At 65.0% G+C, this 19,465-nt stretch carries 24 protein-coding genes; 7 read left to right on the forward strand and 17 right to left on the reverse strand.

What is annotated here, in order from left to right; all coding sequences use genetic code 11:
- Positions 1-103: 103 nt before the first annotated feature.
- From OB916_RS13995 to OB916_RS14005, 3 genes are all read right to left on the reverse strand, one after another.
- A complete protein-coding gene (locus tag OB916_RS13995) occupies positions 104-823 on the reverse strand; it encodes a diphthine--ammonia ligase (protein ID WP_315909914.1) in 720 nt (239 codons plus the stop codon).
- A 113-nt stretch (positions 824-936) separates the two neighbouring features.
- Positions 937-1,083 (reverse strand): hypothetical protein, encoded by a 147-nt coding sequence (locus OB916_RS14000; protein ID WP_315909915.1) that lies wholly within the window; start codon positions 1,081-1,083, stop codon positions 937-939.
- A gap of 90 nt (positions 1,084-1,173) precedes the next feature.
- Positions 1,174-2,142, reverse strand: a complete 969-nt coding sequence (locus tag OB916_RS14005; protein WP_315909916.1) for an NDP-sugar synthase — start codon at positions 2,140-2,142, stop codon at positions 1,174-1,176.
- A 104-nt stretch (positions 2,143-2,246) separates the two neighbouring features.
- On the opposite strand from OB916_RS14005, the gene OB916_RS14010 reads away from it, so the two are divergent.
- On the forward strand, positions 2,247-2,537 hold the full coding sequence (locus OB916_RS14010; protein ID WP_315909917.1) for a transcriptional regulator: 291 nt from the start codon (positions 2,247-2,249) through the stop codon (positions 2,535-2,537).
- A 255-nt stretch (positions 2,538-2,792) separates the two neighbouring features.
- Here OB916_RS14010 and OB916_RS14015 read toward each other — a convergent pair whose 3' ends face one another.
- Complete coding sequence (locus OB916_RS14015) at positions 2,793-3,167, reverse strand: Rieske (2Fe-2S) protein (protein ID WP_315909918.1); 375 nt, start codon at positions 3,165-3,167, stop codon at positions 2,793-2,795.
- 99 nt (positions 3,168-3,266) lie between these two features.
- Between OB916_RS14015 and OB916_RS14020 the strand changes: the two genes are divergently transcribed.
- Positions 3,267-4,316, forward strand: a complete 1,050-nt coding sequence (locus OB916_RS14020) for a saccharopine dehydrogenase family protein (protein ID WP_315909919.1) — start codon at positions 3,267-3,269, stop codon at positions 4,314-4,316.
- A gap of 38 nt (positions 4,317-4,354) precedes the next feature.
- Here the strand turns inward: OB916_RS14020 and OB916_RS14025 are convergent, their stop codons facing one another.
- The 5 genes from OB916_RS14025 to cyaB all read right to left on the reverse strand — a co-directional run bounded on the left by OB916_RS14025 (position 4,355) and on the right by cyaB (position 8,550).
- On the reverse strand, positions 4,355-4,885 hold the full coding sequence (locus OB916_RS14025; RefSeq protein ID WP_315909920.1) for a DUF5804 family protein: 531 nt from the start codon (positions 4,883-4,885) through the stop codon (positions 4,355-4,357).
- Between the two features lie 91 nt (positions 4,886-4,976).
- The gene (locus tag OB916_RS14030) at positions 4,977-6,161 is read right to left on the reverse strand and encodes a tRNA sulfurtransferase (RefSeq protein WP_315909921.1); all 1,185 of its coding nucleotides are present in this window, start codon (positions 6,159-6,161) and stop codon (positions 4,977-4,979) included.
- Positions 6,162-6,214: 53 nt separating this feature from the next.
- Positions 6,215-6,643 carry a VanZ family protein gene (locus tag OB916_RS14035; RefSeq protein WP_315909922.1) on the reverse strand — a complete coding sequence of 143 codons (429 nt, stop codon included), beginning with the start codon at positions 6,641-6,643 and terminating at the stop codon, positions 6,215-6,217.
- 81 nt (positions 6,644-6,724) lie between these two features.
- Positions 6,725-7,927, reverse strand: coding sequence for a methionine adenosyltransferase (locus tag OB916_RS14040; protein ID WP_315909923.1), 1,203 nt, complete (start codon positions 7,925-7,927; stop codon positions 6,725-6,727).
- A 59-nt stretch (positions 7,928-7,986) separates the two neighbouring features.
- Positions 7,987-8,550 carry a class IV adenylate cyclase gene (cyaB, locus tag OB916_RS14045; protein WP_315909924.1) on the reverse strand — a complete coding sequence of 188 codons (564 nt, stop codon included), beginning with the start codon at positions 8,548-8,550 and terminating at the stop codon, positions 7,987-7,989.
- A gap of 142 nt (positions 8,551-8,692) precedes the next feature.
- Between cyaB and OB916_RS14050 the strand changes: the two genes are divergently transcribed.
- The 3 genes from OB916_RS14050 to OB916_RS14060 all read left to right on the forward strand — a co-directional run bounded on the left by OB916_RS14050 (position 8,693) and on the right by OB916_RS14060 (position 11,029).
- Complete coding sequence (locus OB916_RS14050; RefSeq protein ID WP_315909925.1) at positions 8,693-9,673, forward strand: FKBP-type peptidyl-prolyl cis-trans isomerase; 981 nt, start codon at positions 8,693-8,695, stop codon at positions 9,671-9,673.
- A gap of 195 nt (positions 9,674-9,868) precedes the next feature.
- Positions 9,869-9,994: a hypothetical protein gene (locus tag OB916_RS14055; protein ID WP_315909926.1), complete on the forward strand. Its 126-nt coding sequence runs from the start codon at positions 9,869-9,871 to the stop codon at positions 9,992-9,994.
- Between the two features lie 195 nt (positions 9,995-10,189).
- Complete coding sequence (locus OB916_RS14060; protein ID WP_315909927.1) at positions 10,190-11,029, forward strand: fructosamine kinase family protein; 840 nt, start codon at positions 10,190-10,192, stop codon at positions 11,027-11,029.
- A gap of 86 nt (positions 11,030-11,115) precedes the next feature.
- On the opposite strand, the gene OB916_RS14065 is transcribed toward OB916_RS14060, so the two are convergent.
- The 3 genes from OB916_RS14065 to OB916_RS14075 form a co-directional block, all read right to left on the reverse strand.
- Positions 11,116-11,430: a YbjQ family protein gene (locus OB916_RS14065; protein WP_315909928.1), complete on the reverse strand. Its 315-nt coding sequence runs from the start codon at positions 11,428-11,430 to the stop codon at positions 11,116-11,118.
- 90 nt (positions 11,431-11,520) lie between these two features.
- On the reverse strand, positions 11,521-11,889 hold the full coding sequence (locus OB916_RS14070; RefSeq protein ID WP_315909929.1) for a DUF2237 family protein: 369 nt from the start codon (positions 11,887-11,889) through the stop codon (positions 11,521-11,523).
- A 22-nt stretch (positions 11,890-11,911) separates the two neighbouring features.
- Positions 11,912-12,628: a hypothetical protein gene (locus OB916_RS14075; RefSeq protein ID WP_315909930.1), complete on the reverse strand. Its 717-nt coding sequence runs from the start codon at positions 12,626-12,628 to the stop codon at positions 11,912-11,914.
- Between the two features lie 114 nt (positions 12,629-12,742).
- Between OB916_RS14075 and OB916_RS14080 the strand changes: the two genes are divergently transcribed.
- On the forward strand, positions 12,743-13,336 hold the full coding sequence (locus OB916_RS14080; protein WP_315909931.1) for a GNAT family N-acetyltransferase: 594 nt from the start codon (positions 12,743-12,745) through the stop codon (positions 13,334-13,336).
- Here OB916_RS14080 and OB916_RS14085 read toward each other — a convergent pair whose 3' ends face one another.
- The 3 genes from OB916_RS14085 to OB916_RS14095 all read right to left on the reverse strand — a co-directional run bounded on the left by OB916_RS14085 (position 13,337) and on the right by OB916_RS14095 (position 17,114).
- Positions 13,337-14,002 carry a metal-dependent hydrolase gene (locus OB916_RS14085; protein WP_315909932.1) on the reverse strand — a complete coding sequence of 222 codons (666 nt, stop codon included), beginning with the start codon at positions 14,000-14,002 and terminating at the stop codon, positions 13,337-13,339.
- A gap of 52 nt (positions 14,003-14,054) precedes the next feature.
- A complete protein-coding gene (locus OB916_RS14090; RefSeq protein ID WP_315909933.1) occupies positions 14,055-14,885 on the reverse strand; it encodes a DUF4382 domain-containing protein in 831 nt (276 codons plus the stop codon).
- Positions 14,886-15,053: 168 nt separating this feature from the next.
- Complete coding sequence (locus tag OB916_RS14095; RefSeq protein ID WP_315909934.1) at positions 15,054-17,114, reverse strand: hypothetical protein; 2,061 nt, start codon at positions 17,112-17,114, stop codon at positions 15,054-15,056.
- 200 nt (positions 17,115-17,314) lie between these two features.
- On the opposite strand from OB916_RS14095, the gene OB916_RS14100 reads away from it, so the two are divergent.
- On the forward strand, positions 17,315-18,028 hold the full coding sequence (locus OB916_RS14100; RefSeq protein WP_315909935.1) for a helix-turn-helix domain-containing protein: 714 nt from the start codon (positions 17,315-17,317) through the stop codon (positions 18,026-18,028).
- A gap of 60 nt (positions 18,029-18,088) precedes the next feature.
- Here the strand turns inward: OB916_RS14100 and OB916_RS14105 are convergent, their stop codons facing one another.
- Positions 18,089-19,117, reverse strand: coding sequence for a sulfite exporter TauE/SafE family protein (locus OB916_RS14105; RefSeq protein WP_315909936.1), 1,029 nt, complete (start codon positions 19,115-19,117; stop codon positions 18,089-18,091).
- Positions 19,118-19,119: 2 nt separating this feature from the next.
- Positions 19,120-19,269 (reverse strand): DUF7512 family protein, encoded by a 150-nt coding sequence (locus OB916_RS14110; protein ID WP_315909937.1) that lies wholly within the window; start codon positions 19,267-19,269, stop codon positions 19,120-19,122.
- Positions 19,270-19,465 lie beyond the last annotated feature (196 nt).

Consider the following 19,465-nt stretch of genomic DNA (forward strand, 5'->3'; position numbering starts at 1 on the left):
TTCGGGACAATAATGATCGTGGCGTCGATGACCTGATGGAAGAAATCGATCACCTGTTCGTTCATTCAACAGCTGACGCTAACGTGCAAAGCTGAGTTCGAGATTAGACCAGCCAGGCGTCCTCGATCCGGATCGTCCCGCGCGTCCCGTCCCACTCGGTGTCGTATTCGAGTTCGATTCGTCGGTCCATGTGCGGGCCATCGGTCACGAGCGTCTCGAATTCCCCGCCCTCGCCGAGGACGTGCACGCCGTACTCGTCGTTGAGCCCCCGCAGTTCCGCCAGCGCGTCGGCGTTGAGCCGTCGGCCGAGCCAGGACTCGTCCAGCCCGTACGCGGCGACCTGAATGATCCGGATCTCGAAGCCCGCGTCCAGCATGGCCTCGGCCAGTTCTTCCGGATCCCTCTGCCAGAGTGGGGCGAACAGCTCGGCCCCGAGTCGATCACACATCGCCTGGATCCGGCTGGTCTGATACTCGCTCTCGACGGCGCCCGCGGTGACGCCGGCGATCCCGCCATCGAGGCGCTCGTCCAGCCGTTCGAGCGCCGCTTCCAGCGGCTCGAGTTCGGCGTCACCTTGCTCGCCGGCGTCGACTGTCGTCTCGGCCGCGAAGTCGTCGGGCTCGACAGCCAGCAGCTCGATCCCGATGCTTTCGGCAGCCAGCTCGGCCAGCTCCGTCGCCGGAACGTGGTACATGTACGAGTCGCCCGCCGGATGTACTGTCACCAGCCGCTCGACGGGATGGCCGGCTTCCAGGGCCCTGTACAGCGCCCATGCAGAATCTTTCCCGCCAGAGAAGAGGCTCACCCACGCTCCGTCGGACATACTCTCTGTACGAGGGGGCTGGCCTATACCTTTCTCGATCCGGCGATAGCGGGGAAGGCGTCCCGTCGGTCGAGCAGAGAAACGAACGGAGAGACGGCGGTCGAAGCCGAAAACTACCGGTGGACCGTGATCGTCACCGCACCACAGTCACACTCGTAGGCACGCCGCTGGCCCGCGTCGGTCTCGAAGACCATCATACAGTGGTCGTCGTCGAGTTCGCGGTCGCAATGTTCGCACGTGCTCGTGAGCTCGTTCAGCATACCTAACGTTACGCGCCGAGAGATAGTGAAGGCGAGCCATCCCCGGAGTGAAAGTGAAAGTACAGGAAGACGGTGATGAGCGCCCGAATTTTACTCGCCGTTCGCAATCTTCGTGTGTGCGCCGATGAGCGCGCCGCCGAGGTCGAGGTTTGCGAGGTGCGTGTCGCGGTCGATGATCGAATCGCGGAGTTCACAATCGCGAACCGTCGTCTCGGGGAAGACCACCGAGCGTTCGAGCGTCGAATCGATGATCTCCGCGCCGTCGGCGACGTGGACGTTCGAACCGATCTCGGCGTTCTCGACGGTCGCGCCGTCGGCGATCCGGTTCTCGCCGTCGAGTTCCCAGGCGACAGCTTCGAGATAGCTCTCGGGGGTTCCGATGTCGAACCAGGCCTCGTCGAACGAATAGGCGTAGACGTCGTCGTCCTCGACGAGCCACTGGACGAACCAGCCAGGTTCGTCGGGGTTGTTGCCCGCCGCGAGGTACTCCTCGAAGCGAATGGCTTCGGACGGGAACGCATAACAGGCGATGGAAACGAGCGTGCTCGTCGGATCGTCCGGCTTCTCCTGGAAGTCCACGACGCGGTCGCCGTCGAGTTCGACGACGCCGTACTCGGTCGCCTTCTCGAGGCTCCCGACGTCGTAGGCGGCAATCGTCGTCGCACCGTAGGCCTCGAAGCTGTCGATAAATTCGTCGACGTCGAAGCTGATGAGGTTGTCTCCGGCGGCGACGAGCAGATCCTCGCCGCCGATCCCTTCCCGCTCGACCAGCTGGGCGAGCGCGCCGACGACGCCGAACTTCTCGTTCTCGGCGGTCGTCTCCTCGATCGACAGCCGTGGCTTCTCGAAGTCGGACTCGCGCAAGTGCGTCTCGAAATCCTCGGCGAACCGTTCGTTCGTCGAGACGTAGACGTCCTCGATCCGGTCATCGGATTCGAGATCAGAGAGAACGCGATCGATGACAGCCGCCTCGCCGACCGGGAGGAACATCTTCGGTCGGTTCTTCGTGATCGGCCACAGCCGCGTCGCATAGCCGCCAGCGAGTACGACAGCGTGCATATCCATCCCGTCTCCCGGGAAGATGTAAGTCATTTCGGTCCCGGCGACCCGGCCGCATGGCAGCGATGGAGAACACATATGTTTGTCCATTGTGAACAAAGAGTATGCGTGAGGCGAGTCGGACGACGCGACAGAAAATTGCCGACCGGCTGCGTGAGATGGCGATGGAAGCCGGCGAGATAGCAAACGAGTTCGATATCCGGACGAGCGTTGCGCTCGATCACGTCGAACACATCGCTCGGTCGCTCGATGATACCGACGAGCAACTGCTGGTCTCGCCACCGACCTGCCAGGAGTGTGGGTTCGACGAGTTCGACGACCTAATCAACCGGCCGAGCAGGTGTCCCGAGTGCAAAAGCGAGTCCGTCAGCGAACCGGCGTTCACGATCGAGTGATACGGATCGCTATGACGACCTACCGCTCGGACCGCCAGCGGCCGGGCAGGCGATGCGGAAGGGGCTGACAGCGATCCGTACGAGGGAGGGTCGGCGCTGTCGAATCCGTCAAAAGCCGAGCCGTTCGCCCGGCGAGGTCGACCCACTGGAGGCTGTGTGGGCGTCTGCCGGGCCACGATACGCGAACGTGCATCCCTCGTCAGTCAGGTGAACTGCTCCGGGGTCAAGTGGTTCGAGAATCTCCGATTCTCGTCATCACGGAAATCTTTGATTTCCGTACGACCCCGAGGTACTCGGCCTGTTCCGCCTGTAGACCGCGCCGTCGTGGACGGTGACCCCGACCTCGTTGAGGGACGCTCCCTCGCAAGGGCCGAATGTGCACTCGCCCGACTCGCGGTCGAACGTGGCAGCGTGGCGACGGCAAGTGATTTCACTACCGCGCATCGGTGCACCGTCACACGTGTCAAGACGAACGTCGGTCCAGTGCTGGCAGTAGTTTCGCCAGGCGACGACCGAACCGTCGGTGAGTCGCGTCAGGATCGCTTCGCGCTCCTCGCCGTCGTGTCCGACCGTGAAAAGCAACGTCCCGTCGGTCGGGACAGCCTCCAGGTCGACTATCCGGGCCGCCATGCTCTCGCGTGCGCAAGCGTCGGGTTTGAATGCCTCGATTCAGGAGAGCCGTCGCCTGCTCGCCACAACCTTCAGGAGTCGTCGAGTCGAATCGTGTCCATGACGTGGTTGCTATACGGCGCGTACGGGTACACTGGCGAATTGATCGCCCGAGCGGCCGTCGAACGGGGCCTCGATCCGATCCTCGCCGGGCGAAGCCGCGAGAAGGTCGACGTGCTCGCTGCCGATCTCGATTGTGAGTCACGGGTGTTCTCGCTGTCGGATCCGGCACTCGCCGAGCGACTCGACGACGTCGACCTCGTGCTCAACTGCGCCGGGCCGTTCGTCGACACCCACGAACCGCTCGTGGCGGCCTGTCTCGAAAGCGGGAGCCACTATCTCGACGTCACCGGCGAGATCGAGGTATTCGAGTCGATCCGAGAGGACAACGACCGCGCCCGGAGGGCGGATCTGACGCTGCTCCCCGGCGTCGGATTCGACGTCGTCCCCTCGGACTGTCTGGCCGCACACCTGGTCGAGCGACTGCCCGAGGCCGAATCGCTCACGATCGGGTACCAGCCCGCGGGCGGGTTCTCACCGGGAACGCTGAAAACCGCCATCACAGGACTCGGCGAGGACGGTCTCGTCCGTCGGGATGGTCGCCTCGAACCCGTCTCGATCGCCTGGGAGACGCGCGAGATCGACTTCGGCGACGGCCCGGTGCCGGCGATGACGGCTCCGCTCGGGGACGTCTCGACGGCGTATCACACGACCGGCGTCCCGAACATCGAGTGCTACCTCGCGGTCCCGCCAGTAGCGGCGCGCTGGCTCCGCTACCAGCGCTATCTCGATCCCGTCCTCGCGCTCGATCCGGTGCAGACGCTGCTCGCAGGGCTCGTCGATCGGCTGGTCGAGGGCCCCGACGCCGAGACGCGGGCCGAAACGACGGCGACGCTATGGGGAGAAGTCAGAAGCAGAGACGCGACGCGGGTGTCGCGCCTGCGGACGCCGAACGTCTACCGGACGACGAAACTCGCGGCACTCGAGACAGTCGAACGCGTGCTCGCAGGCGACGCGCCGGCAGGATATCAGACGCCGGCGAGTGCCTTCGGATCCGACCTGATCCTCTCGGTCGAGGGCGTCGAACGGATCGACGAGTGGCACCGGTGATCGACAGGAGAGCGCCCGGCAATTCGATTCGATGGCGATCAGGCGCCGAATTCTGACTCGGTGACGCGGACGACGACCGTCTCCTCGACGTCTCGCAGGTCGTACTCGGGCAGATCGGGGCCCGTTCGCGTGACGAACATCGGTTCGACCAGCCGGGGCGGGCGATCCTGCTTGGTCTCGATGTCCGCTCCCCCTTCGCCCGGATCTGACTGCTCGTCGGCTTCGTTCGCGCCGGGTTCGACGACGCCGTAGATCTTCAGAAAGCGATCTGTCTCCGCCGGCGCGAGGTCGTCGTCGCGGACGGCCGTCGCGACGTCGCGGGAGAGCCACTCCGAGTCGGAGACGCTCGGCTCCAGCACGAGCGCCTCCGAGACGAACCGGACGAGATACCAGTTGAGATCGTTCAACAGCGCGACTGCCGAGCCGAGGCTCACAGTTTCGAGCGCGACAGCGTTGTCGTACGGTTCCCGGAGGTCGTAGGTCGCCAGCGCGTTGCGGGAGGTCTCGTGGCTCAGCAGTTCGTACTCGAGGTTGACGTTCTCCCCGCCGAGCAGGCAGACCCGCGTCATCGTCCCGAACCAGGCCGCCCTGCGGGAAAGCGATTTCGCTCGTCGTTCGATCGCTCGGCGATCGCGACCGGCGCACTGTTCTGGCAGACGATCACTCTGCAATCGTCCGATCGTCGGCGATCGATCGTGCCCGCTCGAACAGATCGCCGGGCTCAGCGTCCTCGACAGCCTCGAGGGTCGCGTTCGTCTCGGGGTACTCGGGCGCGACGCGGTCACACCCCGCCGGAATCGACGTGTCCTCGTATGTGCCCAGCGCTCGCGCACGCTCCAGAATGTCTGTCTTGTCGTCGGTCACCAGTGGCCGATGGACTGGCAGGTCCGTCGCTGCGTCGGTGACGGCGAGGTTCGCAGTCGTCTGGCTGGATTTCTGCCCGATCGACTCGCCGGTGACGATCCCGACAGCGTCGTGGTCGTCGGCGACGGCTTCGGCCATCGCGAGCATCGCCCGGCGAAGCGAGAGCATCCGGGTTTCTCCGACCGTCGCCACCAGATCGGCGACGAGCTCGCCCGCGGGAGCCACCCGAAGTCGCATGTCGTATTGTGGAGCCAGTTCGGCGAGTCGCTCCGCCGTCGCGACGGCCCGCGTCCGGTGGTCCGCACCACCGAACTCGCCGAGGTCGACGTACAGCGGCACAACTGGACTCCCGCGACGCATCCCCTCCCAGGCCGCGACCGGCGAGTCGTGGCCGCCGCTCAGCAGGGCGACCAGCGGGCGCTGACTCCCCAGCGGGAGGCCGCCCGAACCCTCGCGTTTCTCGAGAAAGACGAACGCTTTCTCCGGTCGACACTCGACGAAGACAGTGAACTCGGGGTCGTCGAGATCGACGACCGACTCCTCGCCCAGCGACTCGATCGTCTCGCTGACGGCCGCGCCCCCCTCCTGTTCGAGATCGGTGCTGGAGAACGCGTGGGCGCTCGCTGGACCCGCCCGGCGAGCGCGAACCGCGAACGCGCCGCCGTCGTAGCACCGTTCGGTCGCCCGCCGCATCGCTTCGAGTATCGCGTCCAGTTCGGGCTCGACTCTGCGTGCCGGGCTCGCCGAGACGACCCCGAAGGCGTCGGTCGCCGCGTCGGTGGCGTCTTCGACGTATCCGGGTCCGGTCTCGACGTAGAGCCGGTTGCGTTCGGTTCGGACCGTCCCGGGGATCGAGCGATCGTCGAGCAGGGCGTCGATATGGTCCTGGAGCTGACGCTCCATCTTGATGCGGACCTGGTCGCTCTTGACGCCGAGTTCGCCGTGGCGGACAAGGACGGTCCCGGCATCCGGCGGGTGCATACTCGCGGCTATTCCACTGGCGCATAAACAGCCTTCGACCTCCGTCGGACAGGTCACAGCAGGGGACCGACGGGAAACTCGACCGGCGTGGGCCGCGTCCGTGTCAGGAGTACTCGCCAGAGCAAAACCGCGACCGTCGCGCCGGCCGCGTTCATCAGGACGTCCCCGCTGCTGGCAGTTCGGTGCTCGAGCGTCGACTGTAGCAGTTCCAGACCGAGTCCGAGGACGGTGGCGACCACGAATACGAGCACCAGGAGCTGCCAGTCCGGACGGTCGGCGTCGACGAACACGTAGCCGAGAGCGAGCGCGAGACCGGCGTACGCGAGCAAGTGGAGGTGTTGCCTGATCGGGAACAACCCGAACGGACCGGTGTCGGTCACCCAGTCCGGGAGGGGCACGATCGAGAACGCGACGACCAGCGCGAGCGCGACCCCGAAGGCGAGATACCGGACCCGCTTCGGGACTACCGGGAGCCGATACACGGGCGTACACGCACCACCCACGAGCAAATCGTTTTCGCTGGAGCGTCGAGAGATCGTGTCTGGAGCGTCGAAGAACGGGGCCTAGAACGTCGAGATGTCGCCTTCGATGACGGCTTCGGTGACGTCGGTGATATTGGCGAGTTCCTCGTCGATCGTCGCCTCGACCGCGGATTCGACGTCGGCGACAGAGACACCGTCGTCGGTGACCAGTTGCGCGTCCGCGACGTGGGGCTTGTCGATCGGCTGGCCGATCTGGCTGAGCAGCCGGATCTGGACTTCCTGAATCCCTTCGACCCGGTCGGCGACCGACTGGGCGATCTTCGTCGAGAGGAGGTTGTAGATCTTCCCGATGTGGTTGACCGGGTTCTTCCCGGAGGTGGCTTCCATGCTCATCGGGCGGTTCGGGGTAATGAGACCGTTCGCGCGGTTGCCACGGCCGACCGACCCGTCGTCGCCCTGTTCGGCGCTCGTCCCGGTGGTCGTGAGATAGATCGCACCCTCGTCGTAGTTGTCTGCGGTGTTGACGTGGACGTCGACCGAGCGGTCGGTGTACTCGCTCGCGAGGTCTCGAACGTACTCGCGAACGCCCTCGATCGTCTCGCGGTACTCGCTCATGTTCTCGACGTAATCGTCGATGACCGCGACGGCGACGGTGACGTCGATGTGGTCGCCCTCGCGTTTGCCCATGACCTTGATGTCCTGTCCGACGGCCGGGTTGTCGTCGCTGTATGGGCCGTTGAGCTTCCGTTCGGTGTTCAGCACGATCTGTTCGGTCTCGGTCAGCGGCGCGTGACCGACCCCATACGAGGTGTCATTTGCCATCGGAACCGCGCCGTCCTCGCCGAAGACTTCCTGGAGGTCTCCGCTCCCTTCCCCGAGCTTGACGTCGACGATCACGTCCGTACCGACGTCGAGGCTCGGGAACGTCTCGTCGAGGTAGTTCCGTGCGGCTTCCAGCGCGATCGACTCGGCGGGGAAACGCCGGCCGTCGTAGGTCTTCGTTGCGCGCCCGACCACGAGCAGATAGATCGGATCGAGCACTTCGCCGCCGCCAAACGCCGGCGCGGCCGTCCCGGCGACCAATTGGGTCTCGTCGGTGTTGTAGTGCAGTACCGTGCCGTACCGGTCGAGGTACTCCTGTGCGAGGGCCCGCGAGACGCTCTCTGCGACCCCATCACAGATCGAGTCGGGGTGGCCGATCCCCTTGCGCTCGACGATCTCTACGTCCTGATCTTCGACTGCTCTGTCTTCTGTCGGCTGCACCCGGATGTTCCGCTGACTCATTACTCGGGCTTGGCCACCCGTGGCTCTATAACTTACGGAAACTTTTCGAGAGGGAGTGATTACTGCTGGGTATCCGAACTCGCTTCGTCGGCGAGCAGGAGTTCGAGATACGAGACGCGAATCTGGTCGTCGGGGTCGAGTCCGAGGTCGGCGAGCAACTCGACGGCCGCCTCACGAGCGGATTCGACCTCGTCGCCCGTCTCGACGTCGGTTTCGACTTCGACGAACTCGCCGACACCCTCGACCGTGTCGAGCGTGACGGTGAGACCGGAGACGGTGAAGTGCTCGCGGCCCTTGCGGACGGTCGCGACCGGTTCGAAGCCGAGCGACTCGAAGAGTTCACGGGCAGTCTCGCCGTCGCCGACCGTCGTTTCCAGCTCCTCGCGGGTCTTCGACTCGGCCTCGACCTTGGGTCCCTTGTACGTGATCCGGGTCTCCCTGTCGCCGTCGCGAGTTTCCTCGCGGACGCGAAACGCTTCGTCGGTCGCCGCGAAGTCCCGATGCGGTGCGTCGTAGTACGTGTCCGCCTGCCGAAGACTCCCGACGCGTTCACCACCGAGCGCTTCGAGTCGCTCGCGCACCCGGTCGTGATCGGCACGGACCTTCAGTTCGACCTCGTACATGTCCCCGAAACCGGCGGGGATAGACATAAGCGACGCGTTAGGCGGCGGGTTACGAGGTCAGTGCACCCGTTTCACCCCCGCAGATCTGCTATCTCGACCGGGAAACGTTGTCCTTAAGAGTGCAACGACGGACAGAGAAACTATGAGTGACGATTCCGAGGCCGAGGAGGCCGACATCGAAGACGTCGAAGAAGAGACGGCCGACGAAGAAACCGAGGGGCTCCAGACCGGAGACTTCATCGAGCTAGACTACACGGCATACACCGTCGAGGGCGGACAGCTCGTCGACACGACCGACGCCGAGGTCGCCGAAGAAGAGGGCGTCGGCGAAGAGCAGGAGTTCGGTCCGCGGACGATCGTGCTCGGGCAGGGCCACATCTTCCAGACCGTCGAAGACGACATCATCGGTGCGGAAGTCGGCGACAGCGGCTCCGTCGTCGTTCCTGCCGAGGAGGCGTTCGGCGAATACGACGAGGACGAGGTTCGGACCGTCAGCGCCAACAAGATCCCCGAAGACGACCGCTACCCCGGCGCGCACGTCGACATCGACGGCCAGCACGGCCACGTTGAGACGATCATCGGCGGCCGCGCGCGAGTCGACTTCAACCATCCCCTCGCGGGCGAGGACATCGAATACGAGTACGAGATCCTCCGTGAGATCGACGACCGCGAGGAGAAGGCCCAGGGCCTCATCGAGATGTTCCTCGACATGGAACTCGACGTGTGGTTCGAGACCGAGACCGTCGAGGAAGAGCAGCTCGTCGAGCCCGACGAGGACGACCTCGACGAGGACGAGGAACCCGAGCCCGAGACCGAGACCGTCGAGGTCGAGGAGGAGACGATGTACATCGAGGCCACGCCACAGCTGACGATGAACCAGCAGTGGATGATGGGCAAACAGCAGATCGCCCAGGAACTCACCCAGCAGCTCGGCGTCGATCGGATCATCGTCCAGGAAGAGATCGGCGCTGGCGGTATGATGGGCGGCATGGGCGGCATGATGGGCGGCGCCGGCGGTGACGTCGACGTCGACCTCGAACAGGCCGTCGAGGACATGGATCTGGAAGACGCCGACGTCGACGCTGACGAAATCGTCGACGAACTCGAAGACGCCGAAGAGTAAGACGAACGTCCTGCAGTGGATCGAAGAGGTCGCGCCGGATCGAGCGGCAGTTCGCCGCGAGATCCGGTTTTTTGGTGCAGCTTTTTCGAGGCGTGGTGGGCGAGCGGCGCGGTTCGAACGTCGTGAGAACCGCGAATGCGAACGGCTCTGCCGTGAGCGAAGCGAGTCCACCCAACGAGAAAAAGGTGCGGCGGCATGATGGGCGGCGCCGGCGGTGACGTCGATGTCGACCTCGAACAGGCCGTCGAGGACATGGATCTGGAAGACGCCGACGTCGACGCCGACGAGATCGTCGACGAACTCGAAGACGCCGAAGAGTAGCAACTGTTTCGCGCCGCTTTCCACGATCGATATCGCAGCGAGAACGACAGGGCCCAGCAGCGCGATTCACGGGGAGTATCGTAGCAATCAATCGATTCGCCGGTAATACCGGCGGTGATGTGAACGCTTCCGATCGGTCACGGTACTCCAGACCACTGCACAAGTCTGATTGGTCCCACGCCGGTACCGGCATCCATGGACGACGACGCGCGGGCCAGCCTTGACGCGATCCTCGACACGAGGATCACGGACGTCGGAGAGTTGTCCGGTGGATACGTCGGAAGCGTCTATCGTGTCGAAACCGCTGACTGTCGAACCCTCGCCGCGAAGGTCGGCGACACGCCACTGTCACTGGAGGGCCGGATGCTCGAATACCTCGACCGGGAGTCGTCGCTACCGGTCCCGGCGGTACACGTCGCGACCGACGACCTGCTCGTGATGGAATACGTCGATGGCGACGACAGATGGACGGCAGCGACCGAGCGGGACGTCGCCGAGCGCGTCGCGGCACTGCATGAGTGCTCGGCCGACGCGTACGGCTTCCCCTTCGAGACGATCTCCGGTCCCTTCTCGCAGCCTAACCCGTGGACAGATTCGTGGGTCGAATTCTTCCGCGAGTGTCGCCTCCGTCCGTTCGCCGAGCGGGCACATGCCGAAGGGGTACTCCCCGAGGAGACGCTAACGAGGGTCCGGACGCTCGCGGATCGGCTCGGCGAGTGGCTCGTCGAACCGGACGCACCGGCGCTGATCCACGGTGACTTCTGGCCTGGGAATCTGGTCGTCGCAGAAGAGTCTCTCCAGGCAGTACTCGACCCGGCGATCTACTACGGACACGACGAGCTCGAGCTGGCCTACGCGGCGAATTCGTTCGGCGAGTCGTTCTTCGAGCGCTATCGGGAGTGTCGCGGAATCGACGCGGGATTCGAACGGCGGCGGTCCGTTTACGACGCGTTTCACACCCTGGAGAACGTCCGCTTTTTCGGGCGCGACCGCCTCGACGACCTCCGCGAGACGTTGGACGAGCTGGGCCTGTGACGACGGCTGTTGGGGGAGGGAAAAAGCCTCGCGGCGTCGCCAGCGTACGCCCAGCGAAGCGATCTCACCGCGACGCGATACGGCCCTCACTTCAGAGAGACAGCTGTCCCGTAAGCGATGACTTCCGAGCCGCCGTTGGCGATCTCGGAACTCTCCAGACGGACGTTGACCACGGCGTCGGCGTCCATCGACTCCGCGTCGGCCTTCATCCGTTCGAGTGCCTCGTCACGGGCGTCGGTCAACAGTTCCGAGTAGGCTTTCAGCTCCCCGCCGGTGATGTTGCGAATGCTCTGCGTGATGTCTCGACCGACGTTACGAGCCTTGACCGTGTTTCCGCGAGCGATGCCGAGCGACTCGTCGATCTCCCGACCGGGAACCGTTTCAGTTGTCGTGAACTCCATGCACGCCGGTTCGCGCGCACCGATAATGAAAGGTAGGGAACAGAAGAGCCATCAGTAGCGTCAGTGGGCGCGAAGAGAGTCAGCCGTCAGTCACGCCGAGTCGTGGGCGTACTCCCGTAGCGTCTCGACGTCGAGGCTGTCCAGCACGGCTTCGTTCGTCGCATCCAGCACGATCGGCGGCGCGACGCCGGCCTCGCGCGCCTCCTCCCACCGCGGGAGACAGAGACACCAGTGATCACCGGGCTCCAGCCCCGGAAAGTCGAGATCCGGACGCGGCGTGATCAGGTCGTTGCCCTGGCGCTTGCTGAACTGGAGAAACTCCTCGGTGACCACTGCACAGACTTCGTGGCGACCCGGGTCGCGCTGGAGTGCCGTACAGTTGCCGTCGCGGAGATAGCCGGTCGTGGGATCGGTACTGCACGTCTGTAGCGGCGTTCCGAGCACGTTCTGCTGTGACACAGGTTTCGTAGGAGCCGAATCGTCAAGGGTTTTCGGACGCGTCGAACCGGCGGTCGATCTCGGCGGTCGCGTCGGCGACGACCTCGCGTTCGGCCCGCCGGAGCGCCCGGATCGCTTCCTCGGTGTAGGTCACCTCGATCGACGGGAGCCGCCCGCCGAGCACGCGGCCGAGTCCGCCGAGCACCTCGCCCGGATCGATCGTCGTCGAAATCGCGAGGTCGTCAGTGTATTCGCGCACCGGCCGCGTGAGGACGAACTGCTCTTCGACGAGTCGCTTCGCTTCCGTCCGGTCGAGCGTCGCCTGTGCAGCCGCCCAGAAATCGTCTTCGGGCGCGTCGAGCAGCGGGGCAGCCGCGTCGCCGAGCGCCCGGTGTCGTTCGAGCAGCCGCTCGCGGATCTCCCGGCGACGCGCGGGCGGCACGTCGGGGCTGATCGATTGTGCGAAGATGTCGTGATCGAGGATCTCGTCTCGAAAGGCGTCGATTCCATCGTCGCTGTCGGCGTACTTGAGGATGACATCGAACTGTGCGAGTACTTGCCGTCGATACCGCTGCAGCCGGGGCTCGACGACACGACGACGTACGGCTCGCGTGTCTCCGAGCAAGCGGTCGACGACGGAACCGCCCGGTCCATCGACACCCCGTCTCAGTGCACGTGCCACGTCGAAATGCTCGAGGGACGCGTCCATGGCGTCGCCGACGAACCGCTCGAATCCAGCTTGCACGGCTGCTCTGGTCACAGTGGCTCTCGGCACGAGTGCAAGTTGAATGTGTCGGCCCTCCCGACCCGATCCCATGCGAAGAACACCCACACTGACCAAATACTTATTCCGGGCTCGCCGGTCAGCGTGAGTATGTTCTCCGAAACCATCGAGACGGATCGACTCCGGCTCGAACGTCTCGGTCCGGACACGGTCGATACGCTGGCGCTGTACGAGCACGTCAATCCGAGCGCCCCGCATATCGACGAGATCACTCGCTACCTGTCCTGGAGCCCCCACGCGAGCCCGAAAGAGACTCACGAGTTCCTCACCGACGCCCGCCGGGCCTGGGACGAGCGCGAGTCCGCACAGTTCGTCGTCAGGCCACGCGAGGGAGAGGACGGAGCCGGCGAGATCGCCGGCTGCGCGGGTCTGATCCCCGACTGGGATCGCCAGATCGCGACCCTCGGTGTCTGGTTCCGGAAGCGCTTCTGGGGCAGGGGGTATTCGGGCGAGCGTGCCGGAACCCTGTTCGAACTGGCCTTCGAGGATCTGGATCTGGAGATCGTCGCCGTCACCCACCACGTCGACAACGACAACTCCCGGCGGGCGATCGAGCGATACGTCGAACGGTTCGGCGGGCGCAAGGAGGGGACGATCCGCAACGGCAACCGCTACGAGGAACCGGTCGACGTCGTCCGGTACTCGGTCTCGCAGGCCGAATACCGGGACGCCGTCAGTGAGTGATCAGGCCCGCCGCTCCTCGAGGAGCCGCGATCCGACGACGAACGCGCTCGTGAGCACGAGCAAGAGCTGCTCGCCCGATTCGACGATCGGGAAGACGCGCTCGACGGCAGTCGAGTCGGTTCCACTCTCAGACGGCTGTGGATCGACGCCGGTCCAGTAGCGGTCGCCAACCTCCTCGGTCGAGCCGACGGCGACCTGGCCGGTACCGTCGGATGGCTCGGTGGGTGACAGATCCACGAACGTCTGAACCAGTCCCTCTTTCGTCGAGAGTCTGACGTGGCCGGTAAACTGGTAGAATTGATCGTGCAGCGGGTACAGCAGGTTGACGCCGTTGGTGAACAGATCCGGTCCGATCCCGGCGAAGACCACGGCGACGATTCCTACCCAGGCAGTTCGAACGCCGCCGGCGCCGAACCGCTCTCGAAGCCACGATCGATCGCGAGCGCGCGTCTCGTAGAGCACCAGCCCGGACAGCAAGAGCGGGAATAGTAACGTGTGAAATGCTGCACGGTGCGCGCCAGCGATCCATAACCCGACGAACACATCCAGGTCGATGAACACCACTGCCCCGACGACGACAGCGAGCGATCGGACGCTGAAGGCGTCCCGCAACAGCGCGACGGCGATCAGACCCGCGAGCGCCGCGTGGACGACCGTCGAAGCCATACGCCAGCTAGCGGCACTGCGGCGTAAATCTGTTCCGTCCGTCTGTCAGTCGCTACGCAGTTTCGTTGGTAGCTGGTTCGTCCGTCATGTTGTCCGTCGTGGTGTCCGTCGCTGGCTCGCTCGTCGTCGCACTCTCGTAGGTGACGTCGGTCCCCTTCGCGACCGGCTGGAGCAGGTATCGGTTCGTCCGCCCGCGCTTGACGGGCGTGAAGTCGGCGGTGAAGACCGTGCGCTGGTCCTCGCGAACGTCGAACGCGTGTTTGAACTGCAGGGGTGCGTTCCCGGGCGTGTCGATCTCCGCGTCGCCGCCGTCGACCAGCGTGGCCTCGACGTTCGACACGTCGAGCTGGAGGAACTGGTAGGTCCCGACGGGCACCTCACGCTCGTCGACCAGCTTCGAGTTGCCGTCCTGGAGCTGGACGAGATCGGCCTCCTGGGGTTGCTCGAACTCGTAGTACTCCCGACGGTCGCTCTCGTCGACGTCTTCCTCGGTCTGCTCGGTGACCTCCTCGTCGGTCGTCTCGTCTTCCGTCTCCGCGGCGTCGGTCGTGGTTTCGCCAGCGGCCTCCGTGTCAGTCGTTTCGTCTGCCGTCTCCTCGACGTCGGTCGTCGTCTCGTCAGTAGCTTCCGTGTCGGTTTCCGGGTCGGTCGTCTCATCGGCCTCGCCGGGTTTGAGCCAGACCCCTTCGACGGTGACGACGCAGGTCTCGAAATCCTCGATGTCCCCGGGCGCGTCCTTGACGGCCGTCGCGAGCGTTCCCGTCGCTGCGCTCGCGTTCTCCGAACAGCCGGCCAGTCCGATCGCACCGGCCAGTCCGACTGCGCCTGCCGCCTTGAGATACTCGCGCCGATACGTCGACGTCTCGTCTGTCGCGTCTCGCATAGCGACCGTTCGTACCACTCGGGGATGGATAAACCGGGAACTCGCTGTAACCCATTTTGGCCGATTTTGGAGGAATTAAACGTTCTGTGCGCGTTTTTCTATATGAAAAACACCCTGTTTGCGTGCGAGACGCCACTCCTCTCGGGCCCGGAACGGTCGCCTGCACGGTCAGAGTTTTTTCGCCTGGCGCGCCTGCGCGGACCGCCTGTCCGTCTGCTCGAGTCGCCTGTCGACCGCGCGGGCGACCTCCGAGGGCAGGTCATCTCTGGCTTCGGACAGCCGTGCGCGGACACGCTCCAGACGAGTCGCGACAGCGTCGAGCCGCTGCTGCGCGCCGGAACGGTCACCGGCAGCAGCGCGTTCGGCCGCCCTGTCGGCGGCCTCGGCGACGGCACCCAGTGCCGTCGCCAGCCCCGTAACGGCGTTCTCGGAGCCGCTCCCCTCCCCTGGTTCGTTCTCCAGGGCGGCCACCTGGGCTCGCGTCTCTTCAGCGACGTCGGCGACGTACCGGGCCAGCGGCCTCGTACCTGTGTCGGGTCGTTCGATCCGGACGCGATCCTCCTGGTCAGGATTGACCCGGAACGCTCCGACCTCGTCGTCGGCGTCGCGGACTTCCGTCGTGAAGGCACCGCCGCGGTGGACGTAGACGGCGTCGGGGCCGGACAGCGGCGCGCCGTAGAGCTTTCCGGCGAAATCGTCCTCGACGGCGAGCGCCGTGAGGTCCCGGTCGGTTCCGTCGGGATCGACCTCCAGCTTCGTCGCGTTCTCGCGTGCGACCAGCGGGATTTCGCCGTCCACGCCGGCGATCGTCGTTTCACCGTCGCCAGAGACAGTGACGGACTCGCTGTGTGGTGCGACGCCGGCACCGTTGACCGTCAGGGTGTGGTCGCCGTCCGGGACGCCCTGGAGTGCGACGATCCCCCGAAAGGTCGGGACGGCTTCGGGCTCGCTCTCGAAGAGCGCGAACACCTCCAGCGGCGAATCGACCGTCACGAGCCCCTCACCGTCGGGCGCCTCCTCCGAAGAGACGGCGTTCGTCACTCTCGCGATCACCTGGTCGACTTCCGATGGGGCACCGATAGCGTCGTATCGGTCGGACAGTGCCTGCCGGTGTCTCGATTCGCTGATGTCGCTCGCGGGGTCGTCGTACCGCGAACCGTCCCAGGGGACGCCGGTCGTCGTGATGTGGCCCGCGATCGCATCCTCGGCAAAGTCCGGGATCGCGAACTCGAAGCTCAACTGCGGACCGGTGAACGCCGCGATGTGCTCGAGGTCCGCGCTCGGACGGAGGTCGTAGTCCACGTCGGCGGTCTCTGACTCCCGGCCCTGGTACTCGAACCGCAAGCCGGTCTCCCGACGCGGAAGGTCACTCGGCGGGGACTGGAGGTCCTCGAACGACCGGACTGTCAGCGCGCCGCTCACGAGATCCGATGGCTCGACGTTGGGGAGACGTTCGTGTTCGTAGACGGGTGCACCGTCGAGTTCCGGCACCACGTACGGCAGCGCGAACCCTTCGTCCCGCGGCAGTCCGTACGCAAACGGGATCGTCGCGACGTCTTCGAGCTTCTCGATGACGCTGTTAGTGACGTCCGCGATGTCGTCCCCGAGGGGGAACCGCTGGAAGTGCTGTTCGTCCTCGTTTACTGAGAGCCCGCTGGAGTGTGAACCCAGCTCGGACAGGACCCGTGGCCGGGTGTCCGGATCGAGGAACTCGTTGTTCGGGACCGACCGCGAGTGGGAGCTGGCGACGTACAGCTGGGGCTCGCCGGTGTCGGTATCGACGAACACCTGCAGGAGTTCCCAGTCGTGCCAGTGGAAGTTCGTGGTGAACTGGTCGAAGGCCGAGTACATCCAGTACTGGACGACTGCCAGCGGCGACTCCTCGTACTCGATGGCGTGGTAGAACACCGCCGGGTCCGGTGGATCGTCGTCCGTTCCGTCCTGTACGTACCCTTCGAAGGCGTCGAACCCGCCGACGACTGTCCGCCCGTCTCGCTCGCTCTCGTAGGCCCGCGGATCCGTCGGGAACCACCGCTCGTTTCGGTCGAAGTAGATCGTCGGTGCGAACTCCTCGGCGAGCGAGCGCGCCCGCTCGCCGTCGACCTCCGTTGACGGCCCGTCCGCATCCGACTCCAGCAGCGAACAGCCCGCGATCGAAGCGATCCCGGCACTGGCAACACCCCCCAGTACCGTCCGCCGGTCGAGCGTCGGGATCGTGTCTCCGGACACGTCTCAGCCCTCACGCGCTTCCGGTCGCGTCCTCGTCTCACCGGGATCGACCCCCGCGAACGTCAGCTGTCGCATTGTCCTTGCCACACGGGTCTCGCGAGGTATATTCCTTGTGCCTCGTTGACAAAGGGATTCGAGGTTCGACGGTCGTCGAGGCTCGGTTCGACAACCCTTATTCAGGAGTAGCTCGAACCCAGCGTATGGACGTCGACGCGAACGCGCGCCAGCGGCTGGCCGAGCGGATCGCTGGCGAGATCGCGCTCAGCGAAGACACCGGTGCGACACTTCGAAAGTGGCGCACCGATTTCGGGGTCAGCCAGACGGAGCTGGCCGACCAGCTCGATATCTCCTCGTCAGTGATCTCCGATTACGAGAGCGGTCGACGGACCAATCCGGGGAGCGACATCATCGGCCGGCTCGTCGAGGCGCTGCTCGTCGTCGACGAGCGGCGCGGCGGGAGCCGGATCCGCCAGCACGCCCGCGTGCTCAGCGCCGGATTCGACCGCGAGGTCGTCCACGAACTCAAAGAATACCCGGCGACGATCGATCTCGATCGCTATTACGATGCGATCGGCGCGGCGGAACTCGTTCGTGGCCGCGAGAACACGATCGCAGGACACACGATCATCGACAGCATCGCGGCGATCACGCGACTCTCCAGCGAGGAATTCTATCGGCTGTACGGTCAGAGCGCGAACCGCGCGCTCGTGTTCTCGGGCGTCACGCGCGGCGAGTCACCGCTGGTGGCGATGCGCGTAGTCAATCCGACCCCCAACGTCGTCGTCTTGCAGGGGATCGATCGAGACGACGTCTGGGAACACGCGACCGAGCTGGCGCGAGTCGACGGCTTCTCGCTGGCCGTGCTCGAAGCCGACCTGGAGACGACGCTGCAGCGACACCGCGAGCTGCCCTGATTTTTGGCAAAAACGCCCCGAACACGGTGAGTCGAATGAACAGACCGACAGTGGTCGCGATCAGTCGGCCGGCTGGGGCGTCGCCTGCCCCTCGCTACGGAGTTCCCGGATCGAGCTGACCACGACGGCCCCGCTGACCAGCGCCGCGGCCCCGACGATGATGAGCAGGCTCACCACGTCCAGGATCGGCATCTCGACCGCGCCGCCGATCTCCCGCACGGCGACCGCGATGGCACCGAGCAACAGCATGACGCCGAAGTAGACCTTGATCTCGTCCTCGTCGACGATGCTGGTCGCCGCGGCACCGAGTCGCGCACCGAAGGCACTCCCGGCAAGCAGTGGGACGACGATCGTCAGATCGACCGCACCGTCCATCGCATACAGGAAGCTGCCGATCCCGCCGGAGAAGACGATCTCGAACAGATCAGTCCCGACCGCGACGGGCACGGGGACGCCGACCAGATAGAACAGCGCGGGCATGCGGATGAACCCGCCACCGACGCCCAGCAGTCCCGACAGCAGACCGGTGGCAAAGGCCACGAGCAGGATCATCCACAGCGAGACCGTCACGCCCCCGCGCAGCGACATCATCGGCGGGACCTCGTAGGACTGGATCGTCTGTGCGATCTCGGGCAGTTCGTCCTCGTCGTGATCGTCGGCCTCGGCGTCGTGGCTGAGTCCGCCACCGCCGCCAGTGAGGGCGTTCCGGGTGACGAACGCGCCGATCCCGCCAAGCAACAGGACGTAGGTGACGCTGACGAACGTGTTCGCGACGCCCAGATCCTGCATGAAGTGCAAGCCGATCCGCCCGACCTCGATCCCGGCTGTCGTCCCCGCGATCATGAGGACGCCGAGCTTGTAGTCGACCTGCCCCAGGTCGCGGTGTTTCAGCGTCGCGATCACCGAGGTTCCGAAGACGAACGCCAGCCCCGAAGCGACCGCCACGTCAGTCGGATAGCCCATCACCAGCAGCGCGGGCGTGACGAGGAAGGAACCGCCCATGCCGAAAAAGCCGAACAACAGCCCGATCAGCACGCCGAAACCGACGAACATTCCGAGCAGACTCACGGCGACACCGAACAACTCCATCGTCAGTCACCCCGCAACAGGCGGGCAATGCGCGGGCCGAGTAGCTGTTCGAGCGCCCCGTAGCCCACGTACAGGACGATCGCCTCGAGCAGGACGATTCCGATGAGCACGGCTGCGCCCACCGGACCCTCGAGCGTCTCAATTCCGAACATCGTCTGTCACCTTTGCGTTCCGAGTGTGCGTCATAGTTCGCTGCTCGCGTGGCAATATCCGTCGACAGGCCTTAACGGTTTTGGGTTGAATACACAATACTATATCCACCTACCCTACGCATGGTTTCGCATAAGTTATATCGATCATACCGGCCCTGGCACGTACTTAGAAAACAGCAGTCCCGAAATATTGGGG

It is taken from the genome of Halapricum hydrolyticum (assembly GCF_025517535.1).
GTDB classification, from domain to species: Archaea; Halobacteriota; Halobacteria; order Halobacteriales; family Haloarculaceae; genus Halapricum; species Halapricum hydrolyticum.

What these genes read in the sequence shown, in the direction of transcription:
- OB916_RS14100 (WP_315909935.1), top strand. Translation starts at nt 17,315, where the DNA reads ATGGACGTCGACGCGAACGCGCGCCAGCGGCTGGCCGAGCGGATCGCT.
- OB916_RS14015 (WP_315909918.1), bottom strand. Translation starts at nt 3,167, where the DNA reads ATGGCGGCCCGGATAGTCGACCTGGAGGCTGTCCCGACCGACGGGACG.
- OB916_RS14020 (WP_315909919.1), top strand. Translation starts at nt 3,267, where the DNA reads ATGACGTGGTTGCTATACGGCGCGTACGGGTACACTGGCGAATTGATC.
- OB916_RS14040 (WP_315909923.1), bottom strand. Translation starts at nt 7,927, where the DNA reads ATGAGTCAGCGGAACATCCGGGTGCAGCCGACAGAAGACAGAGCAGTC.
- OB916_RS14025 (WP_315909920.1), bottom strand. Translation starts at nt 4,885, where the DNA reads ATGACGCGGGTCTGCCTGCTCGGCGGGGAGAACGTCAACCTCGAGTAC.
- OB916_RS14110 (WP_315909937.1), bottom strand. Translation starts at nt 19,269, where the DNA reads ATGTTCGGAATTGAGACGCTCGAGGGTCCGGTGGGCGCAGCCGTGCTC.
- OB916_RS14080 (WP_315909931.1), top strand. Translation starts at nt 12,743, where the DNA reads ATGTTCTCCGAAACCATCGAGACGGATCGACTCCGGCTCGAACGTCTC.
- OB916_RS14055 (WP_315909926.1), top strand. Translation starts at nt 9,869, where the DNA reads ATGATGGGCGGCGCCGGCGGTGACGTCGATGTCGACCTCGAACAGGCC.
- OB916_RS14050 (WP_315909925.1), top strand. Translation starts at nt 8,693, where the DNA reads ATGAGTGACGATTCCGAGGCCGAGGAGGCCGACATCGAAGACGTCGAA.
- OB916_RS14010 (WP_315909917.1), top strand. Translation starts at nt 2,247, where the DNA reads ATGCGTGAGGCGAGTCGGACGACGCGACAGAAAATTGCCGACCGGCTG.
- OB916_RS14065 (WP_315909928.1), bottom strand. Translation starts at nt 11,430, where the DNA reads ATGGAGTTCACGACAACTGAAACGGTTCCCGGTCGGGAGATCGACGAG.
- OB916_RS14060 (WP_315909927.1), top strand. Translation starts at nt 10,190, where the DNA reads ATGGACGACGACGCGCGGGCCAGCCTTGACGCGATCCTCGACACGAGG.
- OB916_RS14000 (WP_315909915.1), bottom strand. Translation starts at nt 1,083, where the DNA reads ATGCTGAACGAGCTCACGAGCACGTGCGAACATTGCGACCGCGAACTC.
- OB916_RS14005 (WP_315909916.1), bottom strand. Translation starts at nt 2,142, where the DNA reads ATGCACGCTGTCGTACTCGCTGGCGGCTATGCGACGCGGCTGTGGCCG.
- OB916_RS14105 (WP_315909936.1), bottom strand. Translation starts at nt 19,117, where the DNA reads ATGGAGTTGTTCGGTGTCGCCGTGAGTCTGCTCGGAATGTTCGTCGGT.
- OB916_RS13995 (WP_315909914.1), bottom strand. Translation starts at nt 823, where the DNA reads ATGTCCGACGGAGCGTGGGTGAGCCTCTTCTCTGGCGGGAAAGATTCT.
- OB916_RS14085 (WP_315909932.1), bottom strand. Translation starts at nt 14,002, where the DNA reads ATGGCTTCGACGGTCGTCCACGCGGCGCTCGCGGGTCTGATCGCCGTC.
- OB916_RS14090 (WP_315909933.1), bottom strand. Translation starts at nt 14,885, where the DNA reads ATGCGAGACGCGACAGACGAGACGTCGACGTATCGGCGCGAGTATCTC.
- OB916_RS14030 (WP_315909921.1), bottom strand. Translation starts at nt 6,161, where the DNA reads ATGCACCCGCCGGATGCCGGGACCGTCCTTGTCCGCCACGGCGAACTC.
- cyaB (WP_315909924.1), bottom strand. Translation starts at nt 8,550, where the DNA reads ATGTACGAGGTCGAACTGAAGGTCCGTGCCGATCACGACCGGGTGCGC.